This is a genomic window from Methanoregula sp. (genome assembly GCF_023227875.1).
In the GTDB taxonomy this organism is placed as follows: domain Archaea; phylum Halobacteriota; class Methanomicrobia; order Methanomicrobiales; family Methanospirillaceae; genus Methanoregula.
On the sequence record NZ_JALOCH010000004.1, the window covers coordinates 140,048 to 163,764 of the forward strand.

The window sequence follows — 23,717 nt, forward strand, 5'->3', positions numbered from 1 at the left end:
ACAATGGACATATTGTCTACGATTATCTTATGCTGGATATCAAAGACCTGCATGTGAAGGTCGGCGACAAGGAAGTGTTGCACGACATCAATCTCCACATCGGTGAGGGTGAGACCCATGTACTTCTTGGCCCCAATGGATCAGGGAAGACGACGCTCCTGATGACCATTATGGGTTATTCTCAATATACCATCACGGAGGGGAAGATCGTCTTCAAGGGGGAAGATGTAACCAACATGAAGGCCCATGAGCGGGCCAAGCGGGGGATCGGCATGCTCTTCCAGCGGCCCCCGACGATATCAGGGTTGAAACTGGGAAAACTCCTCTCCGCAATTTCCCGAACCAAAACAGAGAACATCCCTGAGCTTGCCAAATCCCTCCACATGGACAAATTCCTGGAACGGGATATCAACAAGGGTTTTTCCGGGGGCGAGATCAAACGCAGCGAAGTGCTCCAGCTCACCATGCAAAACCCGGATTTTATCATGCTCGATGAACCGGAGAGCGGTGTCGATATCGAGAATATTTCCCTCATCGGAAATGCAATCGGATCTCTTCTGGAAAAGGACAAACACATTATCAAGCGGCAGAAGAGCGGGCTCATCATCACCCATACGGGGTATATCCTCGACTATCTCGAAACCGATCGCGGCCACGTGATGTGCGACGGGCAGATCAAGTGCCATGGGAATCCCCGTGAAATCTTGAAAGACATCAAACAGCATGGATACAAGGAGTGTCTCGAATGCCGCAACCCGTGAACGTCACCGAGATCTCGAAAACCGACCGGGAGAGGCTGGCCCAGACCGGTATCGACCTTGAGATGAAGAACCGGTGCGGTAGTTACCTCCAGATGGACCAGGACGTGGTCCATGCAGAATGTGCGGAGGAGGGGATCGAGGTTCTCTCGTACAAAAAGGCGATGGAGAAATACGACGGCCTGAAAGAGTACGCATGGAAGGTTGTCTCCCCGGAAAAAGACGAGGTCACAAAATACGTTGCAGCACAAAAAGATCCAAAGGGTTACGTGATCATCGCCCACAAGGGTTCGAACAACATCTTCCCCATACAGGCCTGCCTGTTCCTCGGGCGCGAACAGATCCAGCATGTTCACAACATTATCATTGCCGAAGAGGGAGCGGAGCTCCATATTATTTCAGGTTGTGCAAGCGGCGAACATGTAGGCACCGGTGGGATGCACTACGGGGTCTCCGAGTTCTACGTGAAAAAGAACGCGAAGATCAGTTTCACGATGATCCATAACTGGAGCGAAAATATTGAGGTATACCCACGGAGTGCTTCGATCGTTGAGGAAAACGGTGTGTTCCTCTCCAATTACGTCTGCATGCAACCGGTGAAAAAGGTGCAGATGTACCCGACTGCCACACTGAAAGGGGAGAACTCGGTCGCCCGGTTCAGCAGTGTCGTGATTGCAACTCCTGGTTCGTATATGGATCTTGGCTCCCGTGCAATCCTTGAGGGTGCCGGAGCCAGCGCCGAGCTGATTACCCGTGCCATCACCAAAGGTGGTACAATCATGTCCCGGGGCCATATCAATGGAAAAACTGCCGGTACCCGGGGGCACCTCGAGTGTAAGGGTCTCATCCTCAAGGATGGGATCATCTACGCGGTCCCGGAGATCGAAGGGTCTGTCGTCGGGACCGAGCTCTCGCATGAGGCTGCCGTAGGGAAACTCGCCCGTGAAGAGATCGAGTATCTCATGGCACGGGGACTGGATGAGGATGAGGCAACAGCAACCATCATCCGCGGGTTTCTCGATGTCAAGATCTCCGGTCTCCCGGAAGCCCTGCAACAGCAGATCGATGCTTCGATTGATGAGGCGGAAAAATCAGGGTTCTGAACTGATCGGTATGAATACATTTCCCCGGGCTGACGAGCGTTCCAGGATGGTGGAACACCAGATACGGTCCCGGGGTATAACAAACTCCCGGGTACTCACTGCGATGCGGGAAATTCCCCGCCACCTGTTCATTCCTCCACCATACAACACGTCTGCATACGAGGATGCTCCGCTCCCTATCGGAAACGGCCAGACGATATCACAACCCTACATTGTTGCTCTCATGACGGCACTGATTGATCCCCTGCCTGAAGACCGTGTCCTCGAAATCGGTGCCGGAAGCGGGTACCAGGCTGCGATCCTCTCGATGCTTGTGCAGCAGGTAACAACGATCGAACGCATTCCTGCGGTTGCAGATCTCGCAAGAGAGAACCTTGTAAAAATCGGATTACAGAACATCAGTATCATTGTCGGGGACGGGACACGGGGATATCCCGATCATGCACCGTACGACGGGATCATGATAACAGCAGCGACACCGGAAATTCCCCCACCCCTGATCGATCAACTCACAATCGGGGGAATACTGGTTGCACCGGTAGGGGGACGTGAGATCCAGGAACTGATCACCCTTACAAGAAATGAAAACGGAGTGGTCCGATCGTCCCATGGGGGAGTCCGGTTTGTTCCGCTCATCGGAGAACATGGCTGGGCGGATTCCTGATGACGATCATCGATATTACCAGACAATTGGCTGGAAATTCCCTTACCTATCCCGGCGACACTACCCCGCATTTCACGCAACGAGACAGCGGCCTTTACCTGATCTCTGACATTCAGTTGAGCAGCCACTCCGGAACGCATATCGACGCACCGGTCCATTACCTGAAAACCGGCCTGACCATCGATGAACTGCCGCTCCCTCATCTGGTCGGGCCGTGCCGCGTGCTGGATGTGTCCAATGCCGGTTCGCTTATTGATGCCTCGCACATTAAGGGAAGGACCGGAGGAGTGCCACGTATCCTGCTCAAGACCACCTTCTCCGGGTGTACTTCATTCCAAGAGGATTACCCTTCCCTTACGAGGGATGCCGCGGAGTACCTTACAAAAACAGGCACGCTCTGTGTTGGTATCGACTCTTTCTCCATTGAGGCATTCGTCTGTGATGGATCGGTACACCGCGAACTACTCAGCCATGGGTGTATCATTATCGAACTTCTCGATCTCTCCAGAGTCCCGGAAGGGGATTACACGCTGATCGCATTACCCCTCCGTCTCGCCGGTCTTGACGGTGCTCCTGCTCGTGTTATCCTCTTGGACAAAGAAGGATGTGAATGATGGATATCATCGTTGAATCGGTTAAACAGATCGAAGGGCATCTTGAACACAGCGGGTGTGCAGATGCAGGTGTAGTGCTTGATGTTGATCCCTGTGGGGTAATCTGCCAGTTTGAAAGTGGTGCTTCCATGTCGGCCACGTTTGGCGGAAGAAGTGCCGAGTTCACGACGTTCGATCCCATACGGGCACCAACAAAGATCTCATTCATGTTTGGTGCATCGCTGGACACTCCCCCCGTGCGGGGTGCCGCATGTGCAATTATCAACGTCATACTGGGATTCCTCTGTATATCCCGGGTGCTCCACGCTTGTCAGAAATCCTGTCATACTCCCTGTTGGGACCAGATCTCCCAGGAGATTGGGGGAAAGAGAATTTTCTGCATCGGTTCGCCCGGAAAAATGGAGCAGGGGCATTCCTTTTACTTAACCAACGATCTGCCTGAGGCTGAGATCATTCTTATAAACGGCGAGGGGATCATTGCAATGGGGACAGGTGATATTATCGAGGAGAATAAAAAGACGAAGCGGATCATCTGTATCGGCCCTTCAACAGCCGGGATCGCCCGCCTCCACGAGATCGAGCACTGGTGCCCGTATGGACGGAGCAGCCTTGACTGATTCCCGCTTATTCTGAGCCTGCAGAGCATACGGAGAGTAAACTCTTTTGAATAAACACCCAATAAGGTACTATGCTTTTCGGATCGTCCGGGATACGAAGAAAATTTGACCAGACGCTCATCGATACGGCACTGAAAATCGGGAACGTGCTCGCCTCCGGGCCCTCCGACGTCATTATCGGGATGGACACGCGGACTACCAGTCCCCTTCTCGCCCACCTTGTTATCTCGGGCATCATGGGTAATGGCGGGACTGCACACGTTGCAGGGGTTGTCCCAACACCCACGGTCGCGTTCAACACACGTCCCGTCAAGGCGGGATGTATGATCACCGCTTCGCATAATCCGGAGGAATATAACGGTCTGAAACTCTTCAATCCCGACGGGTCATCGTTTACCCAGATACAGCAGAAAGAGATGGAAGAGCTGCTCAAGATACTGCATTATACTGACTGGCAGCACCTGGGAAAAGAATGTGTGATCGATGCCCTGGCACCACATAAACAAGCAATATCAGATAAAGTCCACATTGATCATGAAATCTCAGTAGTCATCGATTGCGGTAACGGAGCCGGATGCATGCTGACACCCAGGCTCCTGTCAGATGCCGGGATCAGGACAACGTGTATCAACTGCAATCCTTCAGGGCACTTTGCCCGCCCGTCAGAGCCCTTGCCGGAATACCTCGGGTATATCGGCGACATGGTAAAAAGAACCCGTGCTGACTGTGCAGTAGTCCACGATGGCGATGCCGACCGCATGATGGCATTCGACAACAAGGGGAGGTACATCGGCGGTGATCATCTCCTCATGCTCTTTACAAAATACATGGGTGCAAAGCGTGTTGTCACTACCAGCGATGCTTCCATGATCATCGATGAGATCGCAGAAGTGCACCGTACGCCGGTTGGCGATGCATATGTTTCCGAGGAGCTGCTGAACTGGGGCGAGTTTGGCGGGGAGCCTTCCGGAGCATGGGTATTCCCGCAAATCTCTCTCTGTCCCGATGGCCCGTTTGCCGCAGCACTGTTCTGCGAGATCGCATCCGAATGGGATATTGCAGAGGAGATTGATGGGATGCCGAGCTATCCCATCCTCCGGGAGTCATTTCACACCACGTCTGCAAGGGAAATTCTTGCCGGGCTTGGTGCATCCAGTCCCACAGACGGCATACGTATTTCCGAAGACGACGGGTGGTGTCTGATACGGGCAAGCGGAACCGAGCCAAAGATCCGTATCACTGCCGAAGGAAAAAGCCTGGACCGGGCAAAAGCAATGCTCGCAAAGGGCAAAGAACTCGTCCGACAAGGGAAAACTGCTTAAAGTATGTAAGAAAGAGCTGTACTTATGCAATGTGTCGTTCTCGCAGCCGGGGAAGGGAAGCGAATGCGCCCCCTGACCGCGAAGCGCCCGAAAGTGATGCTTCCCCTTGCCAACCGCCCGATGATGGAGCATCTCGTCCTTGCAGCCCGGGATGCCGGTATCACGGAGTTCATTTTTATTGTCGGATATGGCGAACGTGAAATCCGTAAACATTTCGGTGATGGAGGAAAGTTCGGGATTCATATCGAATATTCCACACAACGACACCAGCGGGGGACTGCTGATGCTGTGGGTGCAGCGCGGGATCTTGTCACAGGTCAATTTCTCGTCATGAATGGGGACATGATCCTCAAAAAAGAGGATATTAAAAAAATGTGCCACGGGAAATCTCCCTGTATGGGCATAAGCACAACAGACCATCCCGGAGATTATGGAGTGGTATTGACAGAACGTGGCCTTATCACATCTCTTGAAGAGAAATCAAAAAATCCAAAATCGAACCTGATCAATGCCGGGGCATACCTGTTTTCACCGGAAATCTTTGATCTCATCGATAACGTTCACTCTTCACCACGAGGGGAACTTGAACTTACCGATGCCTTATCAGGATTAGTTGAGGCCCATCAATTGCATGCATACCACCTTTCCTACTGGATGGACGTCGGTTACCCCTGGGACATGCTCGACGCGAATGCAATGCTTATGGAAACCCTCGAAGCCGATAAAAAAGGAACCGTCGAGGAAGGAGTGACTCTTCAGAATAATGTGATCATCGGGGAAGGGACCGTAATAAAATCCGGCACCTATATTGAGGGGCCCTGCGTTATCGGGAAAAACTGTCGCATCGGACCCCATGCCTATATCCGTGGGGTAACCAGTATTGGCGATGATTGTCACATCGGGCATTGTTCCGAACTCAAGAACTCGATTATCATGAGCGGGACAAAGATACCGCATTTTAACTATATCGGGGATTCTGTTGTTGGGGCGGGGTGCAACTTCGGTGCAGGAACAAAGATCGCAAACCTCCGTCACGACCATACAAATATCAGGGTCTGTGGGAAAGATACCCGCCGGAAAAAATTCGGGGCAGTCATCGGTGATGAAGTCCGGTTTGGTATCAACTGTTCCATTAATGTCGGTACCATGATCGGAAGTGAAGCGCAGTTTGCACCGAACAGCTTCATTGAAGGCTGTATCGGGGATAAGGCAGTAATCAGGTAGGTGAACTATGCAGGCAGTAATTCTCGCAGCAGGAGAGGGAAAGCGGGTACGTCCCCTGACAAGGAGCCGGCCCAAGGCAATGATCCCGGTGGCCAACCGCCCGATCATTGAATATGTGATCGAAGCCCTGTTGAAAAACGGGATCCGGGAAATCATCGTTGTTGTCGGGTACCGGAAAGAACAGGTTACGAGGTTTCTGAACCAGCTGGATGTACCGATAGAAGTGGTGGTCCAGGACAAACAGCTGGGAACGGGACACGCCCTTCTGGCTGCTGAATCCAGGATACGCGACAATTTTCTCGTGCTCCCCGGGGATAATTATATTGACCCTTCATCGATCGCCCGCATCAAGGATCTGCCGAACTCCATGCTGGTGAAAGAACACCCGAACCCATCGAATTTCGGCGTTGTGATGTTAAATGAGGGACATGTTACCGGTATTGTTGAAAAGCCTGAATATGCGTCCAGTTTCATGGTGAGCACCGGGATTTATTCCCTTACCAGGGAGATCTTCCCCCACATCAGGGAAAACGATCTGACCGATGCGATCTCTTCCATGATTGAAAGCGGTGTGAAAATCCAGGGTATCCCTGCCGATGACTGGCAGGATGCAATCTTCACATGGGATCTTCTCAAGATGAACCGTCGTTTGTTACATAATCTGCCACCGTCACGCGATGGTTCAGCCAGCAGGCAGGCGATCATCCAGGGCGCCGTCCGGATCGGCAAGGGATCGACCATCGGCCCGAATACGGTCATTACCGGCCCGGTGATCATTGGAAATGACTGTACTATCGGGCCAAACTGCTGTATCATGCCCAATACCAGTATCGGTTCCCGGGTAACAGTTGAGCCATTCACCGTTATCGGTGATGCAATAATCATGGACGATACATCAATCGGTTCCCACTCACGGATTATTGATGCCGTCATGGGTGAACGGTGCAGCCTTGCCGATCATACCTCCACCTGGACAACATCCGGGCTCCTTGAAATTGAGGGGGTCGTAACGCGATCTGAGTTCGGGGTGATTCTCGGGGACACCGTATCAAGCGGGCCATTCTCGGTTTTTAAAAACTCGATCATCGGTAACAATACATCTATTGAGGGTCTTACTGACCTGACATCACGATATATTCAGGATAATTCCACGGTGATATAAGGTGTGCGGGATTGTGGGGTACATCGGCAGAAGAGAAGCGGCACCATTAATCGTCGAAGGATTGAAACGGCTTGAGTATCGAGGTTATGACTCGTTTGGGGTAGCAACAAAAAACAAAGGAATTACTCTTGCAAAACACCAAGGCAGGATCTCTGAAAATGCCGGTTCTGTATCCCGCTTGAAAGGTAAGATTGGTATCGGGCACACGCGCTGGGCAACTCACGGGGCTCCAAGCGATGAAAATGCCCACCCGCATGCCGATTGTTCGGGGAAAATTGCGCTGGTTCACAACGGGATTATTGAGAATTATTCCGGATTGAGACTCCAGCTCCTGGAACGTGGGCATACGTTCCGTTCAGAAACAGATACAGAGGTCATCGTCCATCTTATTGAAGAAGAATATGCAAAAAAGAAGGATCTTCTCGTAGCAGTACAGGAGGTCATTCCCCGCATCAAAGGTTCTTTTGCCATACTGGTAATCGCTGAAGATGAGGACCTGATTATCGCGGCCAGGAACGCAAGCCCTCTGGTAATCGGCATCGGGGATGGGGAGAACTTTATCGCATCCGACATGACCCCCATGCTCGAATATACGGAGCGTGCAATTTTTCTTGAAGACGGGGACATCGTATCCTTGACACAGGACGCCGTTGAAATCTTGAACAATGGCCAGAAGGTTACACGCCCGGTTGAACTGATCGACTGGTCTGTTGAGGATGTAAAAAAGGGAGGTTTTGCTCACTATATGCTCAAAGAGATCTATGAGCAGCCCCAGGCATTTTACAATACCATCCGTGCAATAAACCAAGGTTCCCTGCCTAGATTTGCCCGTCATCCCGATTCCATCACGGTTGTCGCATGCGGGTCATCATTTCATGCGGGCCTTATTTTCAAGTACCTGGTTGAAGGGACGTGTAAAATCCCTACCCGGCTGGAATATGCATCTGAATTCAGGTACTATCCCCCCCCGGTAAACGGGCTCGTCATCGGGATTACCCAGTCGGGGGAAACTGCAGATACCCTTACTGCGCTCAGGCAGGCAAAAGCTCATAACTGCAGGACGCTCGCGATCACCAATGTTCTTGGGAGTACCGTCACAAGAATCGCAGATGCGACCCTTTTCATGCGTGCCGGTCCGGAAATCAGTGTCGCTGCAACAAAATCCTTTATTTCCCAACTGGCGGTGCTCATGCAGGTCATCAGCAATTTATGCGGTGGGAAAGAGGAGGGGATCCTTTTACAGGCCCACAAGTCGATTGAGGAAGTACTCCTGATGGATCTTACGGACAGTGTACAGTTCTGTAAAGAGGCCCAGAGTATCTTTTACGTGGGGCGAGGCCCGTTCTTTGCGGTTTCTCTCGAAGGCGCATTGAAAATGAAGGAGATTTCCTATATTCATGCGGAAGGGTATGCGGCAGGCGAACTCAAGCATGGTCCTTTCGCCCTCCTTTCGGAAAAAACCCCGGTGATTGCACTCTGCATGCCCGGGGAAACGTATGGTGTGATGATGTCCAATATCAAGGAGATGAAAGCACGGGGGGCTCCCGTCATCGCAATAGGGTGTATCGGGGACACAGAACTATCTGATATTGCCGATCATTTCATCGCGCTTCCACGGACAGATCTGTTCATCCAGGTCCTGACAACACTTGTTGTGCTCCAGCTCCTTGCATATCGTACTGCAGATGCATTGGGAAGAGATATCGACAAACCAAGAAACCTTGCAAAGAGTGTGACGGTTGAATGATTGAATACGGATTAAATTCTGTGGGACCGAATGCCAGGATCTTCGATCCTGTCACCCTTGGATTCCCTTCACGGGATAATCTGTCGAAGACAGGTTTTCCAGGCACGACGATTGGGAAGAATGTGGTACTCCGCTCAGGTTCGATCATTTACTGTGATGTTGTTATCGGGGATGATTTCCAGACCGGGCACAATGTCATGATCCGGGAAAAGACCCGGATCGGTAACCGGGTCGCTGTCGGAACCGGTACCGTGATTGAGGGTTACTCAACGATTGGAAACGATGTGAGCATTCAGAGCATGGTATTCATCCCGACCGAAACGCAAATCGGCAATCATGTTTTTATTGGCCCGAACGCGGTTCTGACCAATGACCGGTATCCCCCGACACGGATCGGGGGCCTCAGGGGACCCATCATAAAAGACGGGGCCGCAATCGGGGCAAATACCACGCTGCTCCCGGGGATCTGTATCGGCGAGGGAGCACTCGTTGCCGCGGGGGCTGTTGTAACCCACGATGTTCCTGATCACATGCTCGCAATCGGATCCCCGGCGAGAATAAAGGATCTCCCCGGCGAGATACGCCAGAGCGAATAAGAACGAGATTTATTCCAGATTAATAACAATAATTATTCTTGGCATATGAAGATCCTCCTCATTTCTACCCAGGATTATATCCACCATCCAATACCTTCCCGGCATCACTACATCTTTGAGGACCTGGCCCAGCGCCATGAAGTGCATGTTGCACACTTCCATGTCAGCAGGGAGAACACCCGGCCAACGGGATTGATCGTTGAGGAAGCAACACAGTTCCCGTTGAGAAGTCCCCTGTTGCATTATACGTTCAACACCCCTTATCACTATTATATTTTTGACAAGATCGTGCGGGAAGGGAACTACGATGCAATTGTTGCTGCACATGTGCTTGCGGGAACCGCAGTCATCCGTGCTGCAAAAAAATATAACGTGCCGGTTGTGTTTGATCTCAAGGACTGGTTTCCGGACTCTGCTGCTGCTTATTTCAAGAACCGTTTTCTTCAGGAAGCAGTTCGTAAGAGCGTCTGGGCAATCACCAGATACAATCTCTCCAATAGTGATAAAATTACCACCGTTTCCCCATCACTCGTTGAGAAACTCGCCCGTTTTGGATTTACCGCAGAGCTCATTACAAACGGGGTTGACACCGATATTTTCAAACCCCTTGACGGATCAGTGGTCAGAAAAGAACTTGGGATCGGTACCGATGATTTTGTCATTGGTTTCTCGGGCAGTGTAGAGCGATGGTACGCGATAGATGATATGATCCGGGCACTGCCCGCCCTGATTGAACACCGACAGAAGACCAGACTCCTGATAGTGGGGGGATCACTTTTTACCAATTACCAGCAGGAGCTTGCATCACTCGCATCCGATCTCAATGTATCGGATCATGTCATTTTCACCGGGACAAAACCCTATCACGAGTTGCCAAGATATATCGCATGCATGGATGCCTGTACCATTCCACTTTCTCCACCCCAGTGGGGGAATATCGCACTGCCGAATAAATTCTTTGAATATTCTGCCTGTGGGAAACCGATCATCATGCGCCCAATGCCGGACGTTGAAAGGACCGGTGCTCCCCACCTGCGGGTCTACCGGACCCAGGACGAGTATATCGGATATATCAAGGAAATAATGGAACAACCGGTTACATACACATTAAATCTGGAAAAAAACAGTTGGAAGGAGAAATCAAGGCAATTTGAAGCGGTTCTTCATAACGTGATATGAGGTATTATCCAAATTTATTAATGGTCTCAACAGAAACCGGATACGGAAGATAGGTTGATTTCATGGTATCACTGGATCTGAAGAACCGTATGACCTGGCTGGTCATCGCTTGTGTAACTTTTTTTTCCCTCTTTGCGCTCTGGCTTCGATTACTGCCCATGTTCAACATGGGGAATATCGATATCCTGTCCATGGTCGCGAGCGATGACCCACTCTATAATCTCCGCCAGGTCGAATTTTTACTATCGAATCACCTGAACTACCAGTGGTTTGACCCGATGACCCTGTACCCGGCTGGTTCTGAAATTTACTGGGGTCCGCTGTTTCCGATAATCATTGCGATGGGATGTCTCATCACCGGGGCAGCCACCCGTCCCGAGATTATCAGTGTCGGGTTATTAATTCCTCCCCTGATGGGAGCGGCTATCGTCGCTGTCATGTATTATGTCGGAAAGCTCTGCGGGAACTGGAAAACCGGGCTGCTGGCATCGGGTTTCACCGCCATCGTAACCGGCCAGTTCTTTTCCCGTGCCATGTACGGATACATGGACCACCATATCGCCGAAGTCCTTTTTGCCACGATATTCTGCCTTTTTTACATGTACGCGGTCCTTTCCGAGAAGGATACCAGGATCGATCTGAAAAAATTCAGTACCTATAAAACAGCAGTCCTGATTTCTGTGCTAGCGGGCATTGCATACCTGCTCGGCCTTTTCGTAATGCCGACAATGATCCTCTTTGCGATGATCGCGGGTATCTTTACGGTCATCCAGTTTATTATCGATACGTACCGTGGCAAGACAAGTGAATACCTCCTGATAATCAATCTCGTCATCTTTATTATCGCTATTATCGGGCTCTTGGCGTTCGGCCTGAAAAACACCGGTATGAATCTTTCATCCTATTCCGTAGGACACATCTTTGCATACCTGGGCATGATTGGCGGGACGGTCTTTCTCTATCTTCTCCAGCAGTATCTCAAAGCACGAGAGAGGTTTTTTTATCCCGCAACGATCATCGTTTCCGTCGTAGTATTTGCAGTAGTCCTGCATTTCGCAAGTCCGCAACTGTACTCCCTCTTTATCTCTGCGCTCTTTGCATTCTTCGGGCAGGCTGCAGTCTCAAATACCGTCCAGGAGGCCCGGGGATGGGCAATGGATCTTGCCTGGACAACGTTCAATTACGGGCTCCTTCTGATGGCGGGCGGATTCCTTGTCATGATTTACAATAATATCCGCGAAGAACGACCAGAGCAGGTGTTCGCAATAGTCTGGTCGGTAATCATTTTATTTTCAACATGGCAGCACATCCGGTACGAATATTATCTCGCAATCAATGTCGCATTACTCGCAGCCGTCTGTGTCGGCTTCATCTTTGAGCGGGGCTGGCAGGACATCCGGCAGATGACAACAGGGATCGCTTCCCCGACTGGTTCAGATACTGTAAAAGCTGATGATGTGTCGATAAAACGTAAAAAACAGAAAAAAACCAGCAAGAGTTCCCCCACCGGTCATGGGATATATTTTGTTTCTGTTGCTCTATCTGTAGTAATTGTTGCCCTGGCACTCCTTTTCACCTACACATCCATATCATATAGTTACATCAATGCATCAGGCAGCCCGTCAACACTGAACCCGGACTGGAAAGAGTCCGCAGAGTGGATGGTGAACAATACACCGGATACAGGTGTGAATTATTATACACTTTATGATAAAAATACATTCAGCTATCCAAATGGTTCATATGGTGTGATGTCCTGGTGGGACTACGGGCATATCATCACAACTATCGGAAAACGGATTCCCAATGCCAACCCGTTCCAGCAGGGTGTTGCCGGAGGTACCGGATCTGCTGCATACTTTATGGCAACATCGGAAGATACGGCAAATACGATCCTTGACACCGTTGGAACCCGGTACATAATTACTGATGTTGAGATGGACCAGGGTAAATTCTGGGCAATGGCGACGTGGTTCAATTCGACTGAATCAACCGGTCCGTATTATGATACACTGTTCCTGCCAGGGCAGGATAACTCACTCAGTGCAACAGTCCTCAATAAACAACCGTATTACCTGACAATGATCTCCCGGCTCCATAATTTTGATGGATCAATGGCTGAGGCGGACAGCGTTTATTACATTGTATACGCCGATCCTGGAATAACAGGTCTGTCATTACCGGTTATCACGGATGCGGAGCTTATGAACGCATCTGCAGCAGTACAGAAAGCGGCCCAGTATAACCGAAACCCCGCAGCCGGCCATCATGCCGCCGTTTACAGCCCGAGTGTCATTGCACCGCTGGAAACAGTACCTGCGCTCCAGCACTACCGGCTTGTCCATGAGTCCCCGACTAATGTATTCAGCACGGATATGTATGACCTGAAATATGTCAAAACGTTCGAATATGTGAAAGGAGCCCATATCACGGGAGAGGGCATCATTGAGGTCCCGGTTGTTTCCAATACCGGGAGGAATTACACGTACCGTCAGGCAAGCGTCAACGGGGAGTTCATCGTCCCCTATTCGACATCTGGTAACCCCTACGAGGTAAAAACAACCGGGAAATACAGGGTCATCGGTACTGGCCGCGAATATGATGTTTCGGAATCAGCGGTCATGCAGGGACTGACAGTCCAGTAATCAATACCTATTCATTTTTTCGTAATAATCCCTCAATGGATTTCTTCCGGTTATGAAGAAACGTCCCGCGTTTCTCATAAAGCGATGTGAAAAAACATATATCGCCGGACACTCATCATTCACATATATGATTGCAGAAGAGATTTCCCTCGGTATGAAGGTGAGATACCCCCGGACCGGAACGACCGGTAAAATCCTGCGTATCGAAGAGATCAGGGGTGTCACCTTCGCTGAACTGGATTCAACGAATCTCCTGTACCGCATTGATCACCTGATCCTGGCAACCGGCCCGGCAAAAACTACAAAAACCATTGTTGAGGATGCAAAACAAGTCATTGCCCGTGAACGGGAATTTGCTGCAGGTAGTGAACTGCAGGAAGCCCTGAAGAATATCGATCAGAGTTGTGAGGGCGGGGGTTAATCACTTCGGAAATAGTCCTGCAATACTCTTTGATATCCAGAATATGCAGGGACCGGACCGGGGAGAGATCGAAAACAGAGCCAGAGTTTTTCATGGTGATCCAACCGTTACGGACGTTTCTTACTTACATTTTTGCTTCATATGCGCAGAGTACGTCGAAATAAAAAAGAAAGCGCAAACAATCCGCCGGATTTGCTCTTTACTGGTTACGTATAAGTATGATCGTTATAAATACACTAGGGAGGTTCGATTTCATTTGCATGATGTGACAGTTCCCAGTGTCAATATCGGGGTCGTGGGTCATGTCGATCACGGCAAGACCACACTCGTTAATGCGCTCACCGGGGCATGGACAGACCGGCACAGCGAGGAGGTGAAGCGGGGTATCTCTATACGGCTCGGATATGCCGACGCAACGTTATACCGGTGCGATACGTGTGAAGGTACCGAAGCATTTTCGACCAGCCCGAAATGTCCGGTCTGTGGGGGCAACGGGACTCCATTCCGCTCGGTCTCGTTTGTTGACGCGCCGGGACACGAGACACTCATGGCAACGATGCTGTCAGGATCTGCACTGATGGACGGGGCAATGCTCGTCATCGCTGCAAGCGAGAAATGCCCGCAGCCGCAGACAAAAGAGCACCTGATGGCGCTCGAGCTTGTTGGCATTAAAAAAATTGTCATCGTCCAGAGCAAGATCGATGTGGTCAGCCAGAAAGAGGCGATGGACAACTATCTTGAGATCAAGGCTTTCATCAAAGGGACGATTGCTGAGAACGCACCCATTATTCCGGTATCTTCACAGAAGGGGATCAACATGGGAGCGCTTGTGCAGTCGCTGGACCAGGTAATCCCTGTGCCCGAGCGTGACCCTGACGCCGAACCGTTGATGCTGATCGCCCGCTCATTCGATGTGAACAAACCAGGCTGTAACTGGAAGGATGTAAAAGGCGGCGTCGTCGGGGGGTCTCTTATTCGGGGCATCCTCCGCGCAGACGAGAAGATCGAGATCCGTCCAGGCAGACAGACACAGATCGAGAACAGGATCAAATGGATCCCGATTACCACGACAGTCACATCGATCAACGCCGGATCGAAAATCGTCGAGATTGCAACACCCGGAGGACTGCTGGGTGTCGGAACGAAACTTGATCCCGCACTCACAAAAAGCGATGCCCTTGCCGGACAAGTACTGGGTCACGAAGGAAAACTCCCACCGGTGTGGGACAAGATCCGGTGCAGGGTGACCCTGATGGAACGGGTTGTGGGTGCCACAAGCGAACTCATTATCGAACCACTGAAGCATTCCGAACCACTGATGCTTTCAGTAGGTACTGCGGTTACCGTGGGTGTTGTCACGAACACCAAGAAAGACAATGTCGAGATTCAGCTGAAACGACCCGTATGTGCAGAGATTGGCTCACGGATTGCTATCAGCCGACAGGTGGGAGCACGCTGGCGCTTGATCGGGATGGGCGTACTGGGAGAGTAAAAGTCCTCCTTGACGCCAACGCACTGATGATGCCTGCCCAGTTCCAGATTGATCTCTTTGATGAGCTCAGGAACATTCTTGGGGGGTTCGAACCCATCGTACTCTCATCAGTGATGCGCGAACTCGACGGGCTCACCCGGGCGAAGGGTCGCCACGGGGCCGCAGCCCGCCTTGGCCTCGCGCTTGGTGAGAGATGCACCATCGCAGAGTGCGGAGACACACAACCAGGCTCAGGTACGGTCGATGCGCAGGTGATCGAATATGCGGTGCGGAATGGCTGCCTGGTGGTAACGAACGACCGTCATGTAAGGGATGAGTTGTTCGCACGTGGTATCGGGGTAATATCCATGAGAAAACAGAAGAAACTGGAACTATTGCGGAGATGAGGTGAAGTATGTATCATAAACTGATGCTTGAGGACAAGGTACGGGTTCCCCCCCAGCGGCTGGGAGAGAAGCTCGAAAAAGTTATCCTTGATGTCCTTCAGGAACAGCTTGAAGGAAGTATTGACAAGGAGATCGGGATTTTTATCTGCGTCACGAAAGTTGAGGACGTTGGCGAGGGCGAACTCGTCCCGGGCGACGGCGGTGTCTATTACGATGTGAAGTTTGAGGCACTGGTACTGCGGCTCGCTCTCCAGGAAGTGATCGAGGGAGTTGTCGTGGAGACGACCAGCTTCGGCGCATTCGTCAGCCTCGGCCCCATTGATGCAATGCTGCACGTCAGCCAGATATCGGACGAGTACATCAACTACGATGAGAAGAATGCACGGCTCATCTGCCAGGAATCCAAACGCTTTATTGGCGTGGGTGATGTCGTCCGGGTCCGGGTCGTGACATTATCCTTAAACGAGCGCGAGCCCCGTGACAGCAAGATCGGGCTCACCATGAGGCAGGCAGGACTCGGTACGGCCCTCTGGCTCGAAGAGGAGATTGCAAAGGAGAAGGAGAAAGCCGAACAGTCAGCAGGTACCACAAAGGAGCGGGCACCCGAGAAGACAAAGGGCAAGAGGAAGGAGCATGCCTCCGGCGAATAAGAAGAAACAGGGCAAGGTCTGTCGCGACTGTCACCGGGTAGTGGATGGTGAGAGCTGCGTGATCTGCGGAACATCAAATCTGAGCGATGACTGGTCAGGGTACCTGGTAATCATCGACCCGGAAAATTCTGAAGTGGCAAAACGGATGAATATCAAACTCCCGGGCCGCTACGCACTGAAGGTCCGCTGATGCTCACCCTCCCGGAAGAGCACCGGCGGCTCTTCAAGGAACCATTTGGAATCCTGTACCGGGAACTTGATGAGATCATCCCCCATCTCACCCACCGTACCGTTTTTACCGTCGGGGACGTTGTCACCCACAATATTCATAAAAAGGGCATCATCCCTGCCGTTGCCGTGGTTGACGGGTATACCATGCGATCTCCCTGCAGTAAAATGCCAACTGTTTCCGGAGAATGCATCCGGGTTAACAATCCTGCGGGCTCACTCACGGACAGCCTGATCGAAGCGATCAACCATGCGGTTGCGCACCCGCCGGTCACGATCATCGTAGAGGGCGAAGAGGATCTCGCGGTGATCCCGATGGTGATCGCTGCTCCCCTTGGATCCATTGTCCTCTACGGGCAGCCACACGAGGGTGTTGTCCTTCGCGAAGTCACACCTGAAGCACAGGCAACCGCACGCCAGTTTCTTGAACGGTTCACCAGATCCAGAATATAATTCCCCGCAGATTTTCTTTAACCAGTTCTCATATTCTTTTGCCGGATATCGCGGAGTGATATTTTAAATAACCCGGTTCCCAATAATTACAGGATATCGATGGATTTTGAGATCACCAGCGATAAAAGGAATGAACTTTTATCCAGAAGAGAGGTTCAGTTTACCCTCAAATACGATGGAGCAACCCCCTCCCGTATGCAGATCATCGGCAAACTCTGCGCACTGCTCAATGTGAAAGAGCACCAGGTTACCCTTGACACCCTGCACAGCAGCTTTGGCAAGACCGAACTTACCGGATCAGCTCGTATCTACGACAGCGAAGAAGGTAAGAACAAGACCGAACGCCCGCACCTTTCAACGCGCGGTATGCCCAAACCCAGGGAAGAGGGAGCAGCATAACGATGGCAGCAAAGAAAGCGGCAGCCGCGAAGGGCCCCAAGAGGGGCGCTTACTTCAAGGTCGAAGGTGAAACAGTCACCACGGCAAAGAAATATTGCCCGCGCTGCGGACCCGGTGTCATGATGGCGGACCACAAGGACCGGATCACCTGCGGCAAGTGCGGATATACTGAATTCAGAAAATAAGATCCAATGCCTGTTTTTGGGCAGATACTGGGGATTGAGGGCACGGCCTGGAACCTCAGTGCCGCTCTTTTTAATCGCGATCTCGTCTGTCTTACTTCACGGCCCTACAGCCCCGCACAGGGCGGAATACACCCTCGTGAAGCCGCACAGCACCATGCATCGGCAATGAAGGAACTCCTCGGGTCTGTCCTCAAAGAACCGGAAAAGATTGATGGAATCGCATTCTCGCAGGGACCGGGCCTCGGCCCCTGCCTTCGGACTGTTGCCACCGCGGCCCGTTCGCTTGCCCTTGCCCTTGATGTCCCCCTTGTGGGAGTGAACCATTGTATCGCCCACGTGGAGATCGGGTGTTTTGCCACGGGATGCAAAGACCCGATCGTGCTCTATGCAAGCGGGGCAAATACCCAGGTGATCGGGTACCTGAACGGACGGTACCGGATCTTTGGAGAGACGCTGGATGTCGGTATCGGGAACGCGCTCGACAAGTTTGCCCGGGCAAAGAATTTCCCGCACCCGGGCGGCCCGCATATTGAGGCACAGGCAAAAGAGGGCCGGTATGTTGAACTTCCCTACACCGTGAAGGGGATGGACCTTGCCTTCTCCGGGCTCGTCTCCGCGGCAAAAGATCACAAGGCCCCTTTGCCCGATGTCTGTTACAGCCTGCAGGAGACCGCGTTTGCGATGTGCGTTGAAGTAACTGAGCGGGCGATGTCCCTTGCCGGTAAGAACGAGGTGTTGCTCGTAGGGGGCGTTGGGGCGAACCGTCGTCTCCAGGAGATGCTCCGTATCATGTGCGAGGATCGCGGGGCGGAATTTTTTGTCCCCGAACAGAAATATCTCGGGGATAACGGGGCGATGATTGCGTACACGGGAAAACTGATGCTCGAGAGCGGGACGAGCCTTGCCATCGAATCCTCCCGTATCAATCCCTCGTTCCGATCCGATGAGGTCGAAGTCACGTGGAGACAGGATACGTCGGGACCTGCAACGAATCCGGATCCGTCACACCTGACCGAGCGACGCGGTGCCGAAGCGGTTGTTACGTTTTGCAAAGGAGTGGCAAAAAAACGCCGGATTGCCAAAAGGTACCGCGTCACGGCCCTTGACAAGCGACTGATTGCCGAGCGGACCCGGGCAGAGGCGCGGCTCATCCATGCCGCACGGAGGGGCGGGGTGCCTACTCCTGTCATGAGTGATATCACGGAAGATACCATCGCCATGGAACAAGTACCGGGAACCCTGCTCACGGACGATCTTTCGAAGAAAAATATCCGTGAGGCAGGGCGCATGATCGGCCTCCTCCATTCAGCGGGCATTATACATGGGGATCTCACTACCAACAACCTGATCGTACGCGAAGGGGACCGTAAGTGCGTGCTGATCGACTTCGGTCTTGCACAGGCAACACAAGAAATCGAGCAGCGGGGGGTGGATATCCACGTCCTGTTCCAGACCCTAAAAAGTACGGCACCCGATCGATCGGATGACCTGAAAGCCGCATTTACTGAAGGGTATGCGGAGACATTCCCCTGCGCTGATGAAGTCATCGCCCGCGAGCACGAGATCGAACTGAGGGGGAGATATCTCTGAAGATCACGATAGTGACGAGTAACGTCAACAAGGTGGCGGAAGTTGCAGCGTTTTTCAAAGGGTCGGTTGAGGTGACCCACGTTTCCCTTGACCTTCCTGAGTACCGCTCGGATGATGTGGGAGAAATCGCCCGGGGCAAGGCGCAGTACGCGTATTCGCAGCTGAAAACACCTGTCATGGTTGATGATACAGGACTGTTCATTGATGCCCTGAAAGGGTTCCCCGGCCCGTATGCTGCGTATGTTTTACAGTCCATCGGCAATACCGGTATCCTGAAACTGATGCAGAATACCCCGGACCGCAGCGCACGGTTCATCACGGCCATCGCATTTGCAGATGCACGGGACGTTCATGTATTCAAAGGAGTGATTGAAGGACAGATCACCTCTGCCCCGCGGGGGAGAGAGGGGTTTGGGTATGATCCCATCTTTGATGTGGAGGGAAAGACGCTCGCCGAGATCTCCCTTGAGGAGAAGAGCCGGATCTCCCACCGTGCCCGGGCCCTTGCCGCATTCCACGACTGGTTCGTACAGGAATACCCGGATGCGAGAGACACAAACGGTTAATATGTCTTACAGCTTTGTTATAAGGGCAGAACGGAGTGTTCAATAATGGCAAAATTCCCAGAAGCCGAAGCCCGGCTACTCAACGTGAAAATATGCATGCACTGTAACGCACGCAACGCGATTCGCGCAACCAGCTGCCGCAAGTGCGGTTACCAGAACCTGCGCCCGAAGAACAAGGAACGCAAAGCGTAATCATTTTCCATATTCCAGTTTCCTTTTTTCCGGTCGCCCCGGTTTTTCCATTACCCGGATAATTGCTTCTCTCAATCCGGCCAACCTGATCTTTCGGGATGTCCGGCATTAATTCCGAATACCGGATTTCTGTGCCGGACCCGCATCCGTTTGAAAAATTTTCGATCATCCCCTTACCCCCTGATTAAAAATTTTCAGGCAGGGGAGGGGTGATCTGTCCGTACCATCACGCCGGAGAGAATGAAGCGGTGTTAGTTGTACAACCGCGACGCGGTTAGTTAACCGTGCCGCGGTTCGTGAACTGACACCCTCTGATCGCGATTGAAAATTTTTCATCGCGATCGCGGGAAAAAAGTGTTCGTGCAAACCAGGGAAATGTGAGAGCCGGAAACTGCCAGGGATATGAAGCGCCCGGCACGCACCAGCAGGATCGCTGTTCAGGCAGAGTAGTACGTGACCCGCTTGCCCTTTTTGGCATACTCACCGGCAAAGGTCTCGATATTTCGCTTGTACCCGATCCGGTCCACGAATCCCAGTTCACGGAGTTTCTCGCGCACACGCATCACATCCGCCTCATCGACCCAGTCTTTCGTGTACACGTAAATCACTTTACGGTTGTCGCGGGAATCGGGATTGGGCTTTGCCGTGCTCACCTTTGCCGAGATCCCCAGCTCAAGAGAGACGGTTGCATCCCGCACCTTCTTCCACGCAGCATCCGCCGCATCGGGTTCCTGGAAGATCAGCCATTTCCCTGCATTCTCATCTTCAATCGCTTCGGGTGCGCTGCCGGGTGCATCCAGCACGATCCAGTACATCTGCGAGGTCTTTGAAGGAAGCACCCCTTCACCGTCACAAAGCATCTGGTAAATGGTATCAATGCCAGAAAACCGGGCAAGCATGACATCAGCCAACTGCGGGTATTCTACCCTGAACTTCTCAAAAATCGCGGTCAGGTCAGCTTTGAAGTCGGTACCGCTTTCCACGAGTGCATACAGGTACTTGCCTTGTGCCTGCAACCCGCGGTTCAGCAGGTGCTCGAAGATACCGTATGCCACATCCGCCAGTGCTTCGGGATCTGCTTCAGCCATTTGTACCAAAAACGATGTTGGAAAAAAAATAGTTTCTGTATTGATCCTGCGATCTGTTGCCATACGCAATAGTGAAGTGGAGAGAGACCACCAGGATGCGGGCAAAGCATCACGGACATCCGGCATTGTAATTTTCGATTGTTTTAAGAACGCACGGTATAAACATGTACCAACTATGGAATGGAAACGCGACTGGGGCCTCACGGCCAGGGTCTGGTTCACAGGACTGTTATTGCTCCTGCTCTACCTCGTGTTTATGACCATCCTCCTTGCATTCGGAGTGAGTTACTGGTTCATCATTCTTCTCGCCGTTGGGATGGGGTTCATCCAGTACTTCTTCTCCGATAAGCTGGTGCTCTGGAGTACCGGGGCAAAGGTCATTGAGGAAGACGAGCGCCCAGAACTTCACCTGATGGTACAGAAGCTCTGCAGGGAAGCGGATCTCCCGATGCCGAAGATCGCGATTATGCAGAGCCCGGTGCCGAACGCCTTTGCAACCGGGAGGAGCCCGAAGCATGCAGTCGTTGCGTGCACGGACTCGATCATGCGCCTGTTGAGCAAAGACGAGCTTGAGGCGGTGCTCGCACACGAGCTCTCGCATGTCAAGAACCGCGACATCCTGACGATGACACTCGCCAGCTTCATCGCGATGATCGCCTCGATGATCATGCAGAGCTTCTTCTTCTCCGCACTCTTCGGGGGGAACAACCGGGAGAACGGCGGGGCATGGATCGTCATCTGGATCGTCTCAATTGTTGTTTACGCGATCAGCACGCTCCTGATCCTCGCCCTTTCACGGTACCGCGAGTTTGCCGCAGACCGGGGCAGCGCCCAGATCACCCGGAACCCGAGGGCCCTCATATCAGCGCTGAATAAGATTAGCGGGCGGATCGATGTGATCCCCCCGGCAGCAAAGGCTAAGGTCGAGGGTGCAAACGCGTTCTTCATCATACCGGCGCTCTCCGGCAACGCCATCATGGAACTGCTCTCGACTCACCCGCCGCTCGAGAAGCGGATTGCCAACCTCGAAAAAGTCGAGGCGGAACTCCGCGGGTATTAATTTTTTATCCTTTTTTCCGGGCTTATACGGATGCCCCTTTCAACAAGAACGGTCTCATCGATTTTTTCCGGAACCAAGTGGACGATAGGGAGTTCGGAGGAAAAGATCTTCGGCAGGATTGAGTGCCAGTCACCACAAGCCATGCAGTGACAATTATTAATACAGCTCCCCGCCTAATTTGTAAAGCACAGTGCATCGATGGTCTAGAGGCATGACTTAGGCCTTCCAAGCCTATAGCCCGGGTTCGATTCCCGGTCGATGCATTTGGGGCTCGTGGTCTAGTTGGCTATGACGTCGCCTTCACACGGCGAAGATCTCGAGTTCGAATCTCGACGGGCCCATCTCTGTTTTCCGTAGTCCTGATGCATATTGCATATGTCCCGGTATCGGACTTCCCAATATAAGCTCCACGGGAAACGGGATCCCCACCCCTCCGAAAAAACATGAGGGGGTGGAAGGTGGCTGAAAAAAAAGAAGAGGGGATACCCCTCTCCAACGGATAACATGCTCACCGGATACGCAGGCTCTCCAGCCAGGCCTCAAATTCCGGATAAAACCGGGCAATCAGTTCGATCTCGTCGGGGGTGCGCATCCCGGTTCTTTTGCGGTAGTACTGCACATGGTCGTCCTCATCCCGGTGGTTCAGTTCACCATCAAGAGGGTCTAATTCCGCTTCGCGGCTGCTACGGCAGGGCTCGTTGGTTGCTGTACGGCAATATGCCGTCCTCACTGCCGACCGGAGCGGTTTTACTGCACACCAGGTCCCCGCAAACCCGTCCCAGTGGTCATTAACCGCAAATCCCGCCTTAGCCAGGGGCAGATCCCATGTGGCATCCACCAATACCCAGCGGTCATTGATCCGGACCCGGCAGGCAAGATGGTAGGCAACCGGCATCCCGGATGCCAGTCTGCGGAGTTCCGGCGGATACCTGATGTCTGGATCGTTCCAGAGGAAGGGGAAGGTCGCAAACACAACATCAAGGTTTAGCTTCCGGTACATCGCAGCAAGCAGGAAGTGTTTCGGCCCGCAGTATCCCCGGCCAATGGTGAGGATTTGTTCCGGTGCAGTATTTGCATCTTTCATGGGGACTGCAAGGGAGTACGGGATATCCCGGATGTGCTCAAATATCGAGACCCTGCTCTCCCGGGGATCAAGCCCGTGCGTCCATTCCCAGAAGGCCTTGTTGACACGCGACACCATGGAACATCCGGTTGTATATGCATGACTACCGCATCCGGCCAGATAAAACCTGCAGTAACAGGGAAATGCGTGTTGTCGGATGCCCTACGGTACCGGGAATAAAATGCGAAACTCCCCCACCAGGGAAAAACTATGGGCAGGGCCGCCAGTTTTGCCGGCGGCCTTGCGTGCAAAA

Annotated in this window: 26 protein-coding genes and 2 tRNA genes; 26 read left to right on the plus strand and 2 right to left on the minus strand. The window is 52.3% G+C overall.

From position 1 onward, the window contains the following. Positions 1-29 precede the first annotated feature (29 nt). The 23 genes from M0R30_RS05840 to M0R30_RS05950 all read left to right on the plus strand — a co-directional run bounded on the left by M0R30_RS05840 (position 30) and on the right by M0R30_RS05950 (position 20,193). A complete protein-coding gene (locus M0R30_RS05840; protein WP_292544566.1) occupies positions 30-761 on the plus strand; it encodes an ABC transporter ATP-binding protein in 732 nt (243 codons plus the stop codon). Continuing rightward, the gene (locus M0R30_RS05845; protein ID WP_292544568.1) at positions 746-1,861 is read left to right on the plus strand and encodes a SufD family Fe-S cluster assembly protein; all 1,116 of its coding nucleotides are present in this window, start codon (positions 746-748) and stop codon (positions 1,859-1,861) included. Before M0R30_RS05840 ends, M0R30_RS05845 begins: the two co-directional genes overlap by 16 nt. A 10-nt stretch (positions 1,862-1,871) precedes the next feature. Continuing rightward, complete coding sequence (locus tag M0R30_RS05850; protein ID WP_292544570.1) at positions 1,872-2,525, plus strand: protein-L-isoaspartate(D-aspartate) O-methyltransferase; 654 nt, start codon at positions 1,872-1,874, stop codon at positions 2,523-2,525. Beyond that, positions 2,525-3,139: a cyclase family protein gene (locus M0R30_RS05855; RefSeq protein WP_292544572.1), complete on the plus strand. Its 615-nt coding sequence runs from the start codon at positions 2,525-2,527 to the stop codon at positions 3,137-3,139. Before M0R30_RS05850 ends, M0R30_RS05855 begins: the two co-directional genes overlap by 1 nt. Continuing rightward, complete coding sequence (locus M0R30_RS05860; protein WP_292544574.1) at positions 3,136-3,756, plus strand: hypothetical protein; 621 nt, start codon at positions 3,136-3,138, stop codon at positions 3,754-3,756. Before M0R30_RS05855 ends, M0R30_RS05860 begins: the two co-directional genes overlap by 4 nt. A 71-nt stretch (positions 3,757-3,827) precedes the next feature. Further along, on the plus strand, positions 3,828-5,078 hold the full coding sequence (locus M0R30_RS05865; protein ID WP_292544576.1) for a phosphopentomutase/phosphoglucosamine mutase: 1,251 nt from the start codon (positions 3,828-3,830) through the stop codon (positions 5,076-5,078). 24 nt (positions 5,079-5,102) lie between these two features. Next, entirely contained in the window at positions 5,103-6,302 is a 1,200-nt protein-coding gene (glmU, locus tag M0R30_RS05870; RefSeq protein WP_292544577.1) for a bifunctional sugar-1-phosphate nucleotidylyltransferase/acetyltransferase, read from the plus strand. A 7-nt stretch (positions 6,303-6,309) separates the two neighbouring features. After that, complete coding sequence (gene glmU / locus M0R30_RS05875; protein WP_292544579.1) at positions 6,310-7,464, plus strand: bifunctional sugar-1-phosphate nucleotidylyltransferase/acetyltransferase; 1,155 nt, start codon at positions 6,310-6,312, stop codon at positions 7,462-7,464. A 1-nt stretch (position 7,465) separates the two neighbouring features. Beyond that, on the plus strand, positions 7,466-9,211 hold the full coding sequence (gene glmS / locus M0R30_RS05880; RefSeq protein ID WP_292544581.1) for a glutamine--fructose-6-phosphate transaminase (isomerizing): 1,746 nt from the start codon (positions 7,466-7,468) through the stop codon (positions 9,209-9,211). Beyond that, positions 9,208-9,807, plus strand: a complete 600-nt coding sequence (locus tag M0R30_RS05885; protein ID WP_292544583.1) for an acyltransferase — start codon at positions 9,208-9,210, stop codon at positions 9,805-9,807. Before glmS ends, M0R30_RS05885 begins: the two co-directional genes overlap by 4 nt. A 45-nt stretch (positions 9,808-9,852) precedes the next feature. After that, a complete protein-coding gene (locus M0R30_RS05890; protein ID WP_292544585.1) occupies positions 9,853-10,986 on the plus strand; it encodes a glycosyltransferase in 1,134 nt (377 codons plus the stop codon). 62 nt (positions 10,987-11,048) lie between these two features. After that, the gene (locus M0R30_RS05895; RefSeq protein ID WP_292544586.1) at positions 11,049-13,631 is read left to right on the plus strand and encodes an oligosaccharyl transferase, archaeosortase A system-associated; all 2,583 of its coding nucleotides are present in this window, start codon (positions 11,049-11,051) and stop codon (positions 13,629-13,631) included. Positions 13,632-13,758: 127 nt separating this feature from the next. Continuing rightward, positions 13,759-14,052: a DUF2098 domain-containing protein gene (locus M0R30_RS05900; protein WP_292544588.1), complete on the plus strand. Its 294-nt coding sequence runs from the start codon at positions 13,759-13,761 to the stop codon at positions 14,050-14,052. 256 nt (positions 14,053-14,308) lie between these two features. After that, the gene (locus M0R30_RS05905) at positions 14,309-15,544 is read left to right on the plus strand and encodes a translation initiation factor IF-2 subunit gamma (protein WP_292544591.1); all 1,236 of its coding nucleotides are present in this window, start codon (positions 14,309-14,311) and stop codon (positions 15,542-15,544) included. Next, positions 15,457-15,930, plus strand: coding sequence for a PIN domain-containing protein (locus M0R30_RS05910; protein WP_366513117.1), 474 nt, complete (start codon positions 15,457-15,459; stop codon positions 15,928-15,930). The genes M0R30_RS05905 and M0R30_RS05910 overlap by 88 nt, the downstream gene beginning before the upstream one ends. Before the next feature lie 8 nt (positions 15,931-15,938). Beyond that, the gene (locus tag M0R30_RS05915; RefSeq protein WP_292544593.1) at positions 15,939-16,580 is read left to right on the plus strand and encodes a DNA-directed RNA polymerase; all 642 of its coding nucleotides are present in this window, start codon (positions 15,939-15,941) and stop codon (positions 16,578-16,580) included. After that, on the plus strand, positions 16,564-16,770 hold the full coding sequence (gene spt4, locus M0R30_RS05920; protein WP_292415840.1) for a transcription elongation factor subunit Spt4: 207 nt from the start codon (positions 16,564-16,566) through the stop codon (positions 16,768-16,770). Before M0R30_RS05915 ends, spt4 begins: the two co-directional genes overlap by 17 nt. Next, positions 16,770-17,261: a GTP-dependent dephospho-CoA kinase family protein gene (locus M0R30_RS05925; protein WP_292544596.1), complete on the plus strand. Its 492-nt coding sequence runs from the start codon at positions 16,770-16,772 to the stop codon at positions 17,259-17,261. Before spt4 ends, M0R30_RS05925 begins: the two co-directional genes overlap by 1 nt. Positions 17,262-17,360: 99 nt before the next feature. Further along, positions 17,361-17,660, plus strand: a complete 300-nt coding sequence (locus tag M0R30_RS05930) for a 30S ribosomal protein S24e (RefSeq protein WP_292544599.1) — start codon at positions 17,361-17,363, stop codon at positions 17,658-17,660. A gap of 2 nt (positions 17,661-17,662) precedes the next feature. After that, the gene (locus tag M0R30_RS05935; RefSeq protein ID WP_292544602.1) at positions 17,663-17,845 is read left to right on the plus strand and encodes a 30S ribosomal protein S27ae; all 183 of its coding nucleotides are present in this window, start codon (positions 17,663-17,665) and stop codon (positions 17,843-17,845) included. A gap of 6 nt (positions 17,846-17,851) precedes the next feature. Further along, entirely contained in the window at positions 17,852-19,435 is a 1,584-nt protein-coding gene (locus M0R30_RS05940) for a bifunctional N(6)-L-threonylcarbamoyladenine synthase/serine/threonine protein kinase (protein ID WP_292544604.1), read from the plus strand. Next, a complete protein-coding gene (locus M0R30_RS05945; RefSeq protein WP_292544792.1) occupies positions 19,432-20,001 on the plus strand; it encodes an XTP/dITP diphosphatase in 570 nt (189 codons plus the stop codon). The genes M0R30_RS05940 and M0R30_RS05945 overlap by 4 nt, the downstream gene beginning before the upstream one ends. A gap of 45 nt (positions 20,002-20,046) precedes the next feature. Beyond that, positions 20,047-20,193: a 50S ribosomal protein L40e gene (locus M0R30_RS05950; RefSeq protein WP_292544608.1), complete on the plus strand. Its 147-nt coding sequence runs from the start codon at positions 20,047-20,049 to the stop codon at positions 20,191-20,193. A 437-nt stretch (positions 20,194-20,630) separates the two neighbouring features. Here the strand turns inward: M0R30_RS05950 and M0R30_RS05955 are convergent, their stop codons facing one another. Continuing rightward, positions 20,631-21,281, minus strand: coding sequence for a putative phosphothreonine lyase domain-containg protein (locus M0R30_RS05955; protein WP_292544611.1), 651 nt, complete (start codon positions 21,279-21,281; stop codon positions 20,631-20,633). Between the two features lie 175 nt (positions 21,282-21,456). Here M0R30_RS05955 and htpX point away from each other — a divergent pair, with 175 nt between their 5' ends. The 3 genes from htpX to M0R30_RS05970 all read left to right on the plus strand — a co-directional run bounded on the left by htpX (position 21,457) and on the right by M0R30_RS05970 (position 22,682). Further along, positions 21,457-22,341 (plus strand): zinc metalloprotease HtpX, encoded by an 885-nt coding sequence (gene htpX, locus M0R30_RS05960; protein WP_292544614.1) that lies wholly within the window; start codon positions 21,457-21,459, stop codon positions 22,339-22,341. A 192-nt stretch (positions 22,342-22,533) separates the two neighbouring features. Then, positions 22,534-22,604: transfer RNA gene (locus M0R30_RS05965), tRNA-Gly, on the plus strand. 4 nt (positions 22,605-22,608) lie between these two features. Beyond that, a tRNA-Val gene (locus tag M0R30_RS05970) sits at positions 22,609-22,682 on the plus strand. Positions 22,683-22,849: 167 nt separating this feature from the next. On the opposite strand, the gene M0R30_RS05975 is transcribed toward M0R30_RS05970, so the two are convergent. Next, complete coding sequence (locus M0R30_RS05975; protein ID WP_292544616.1) at positions 22,850-23,542, minus strand: hypothetical protein; 693 nt, start codon at positions 23,540-23,542, stop codon at positions 22,850-22,852. Positions 23,543-23,717 lie beyond the last annotated feature (175 nt).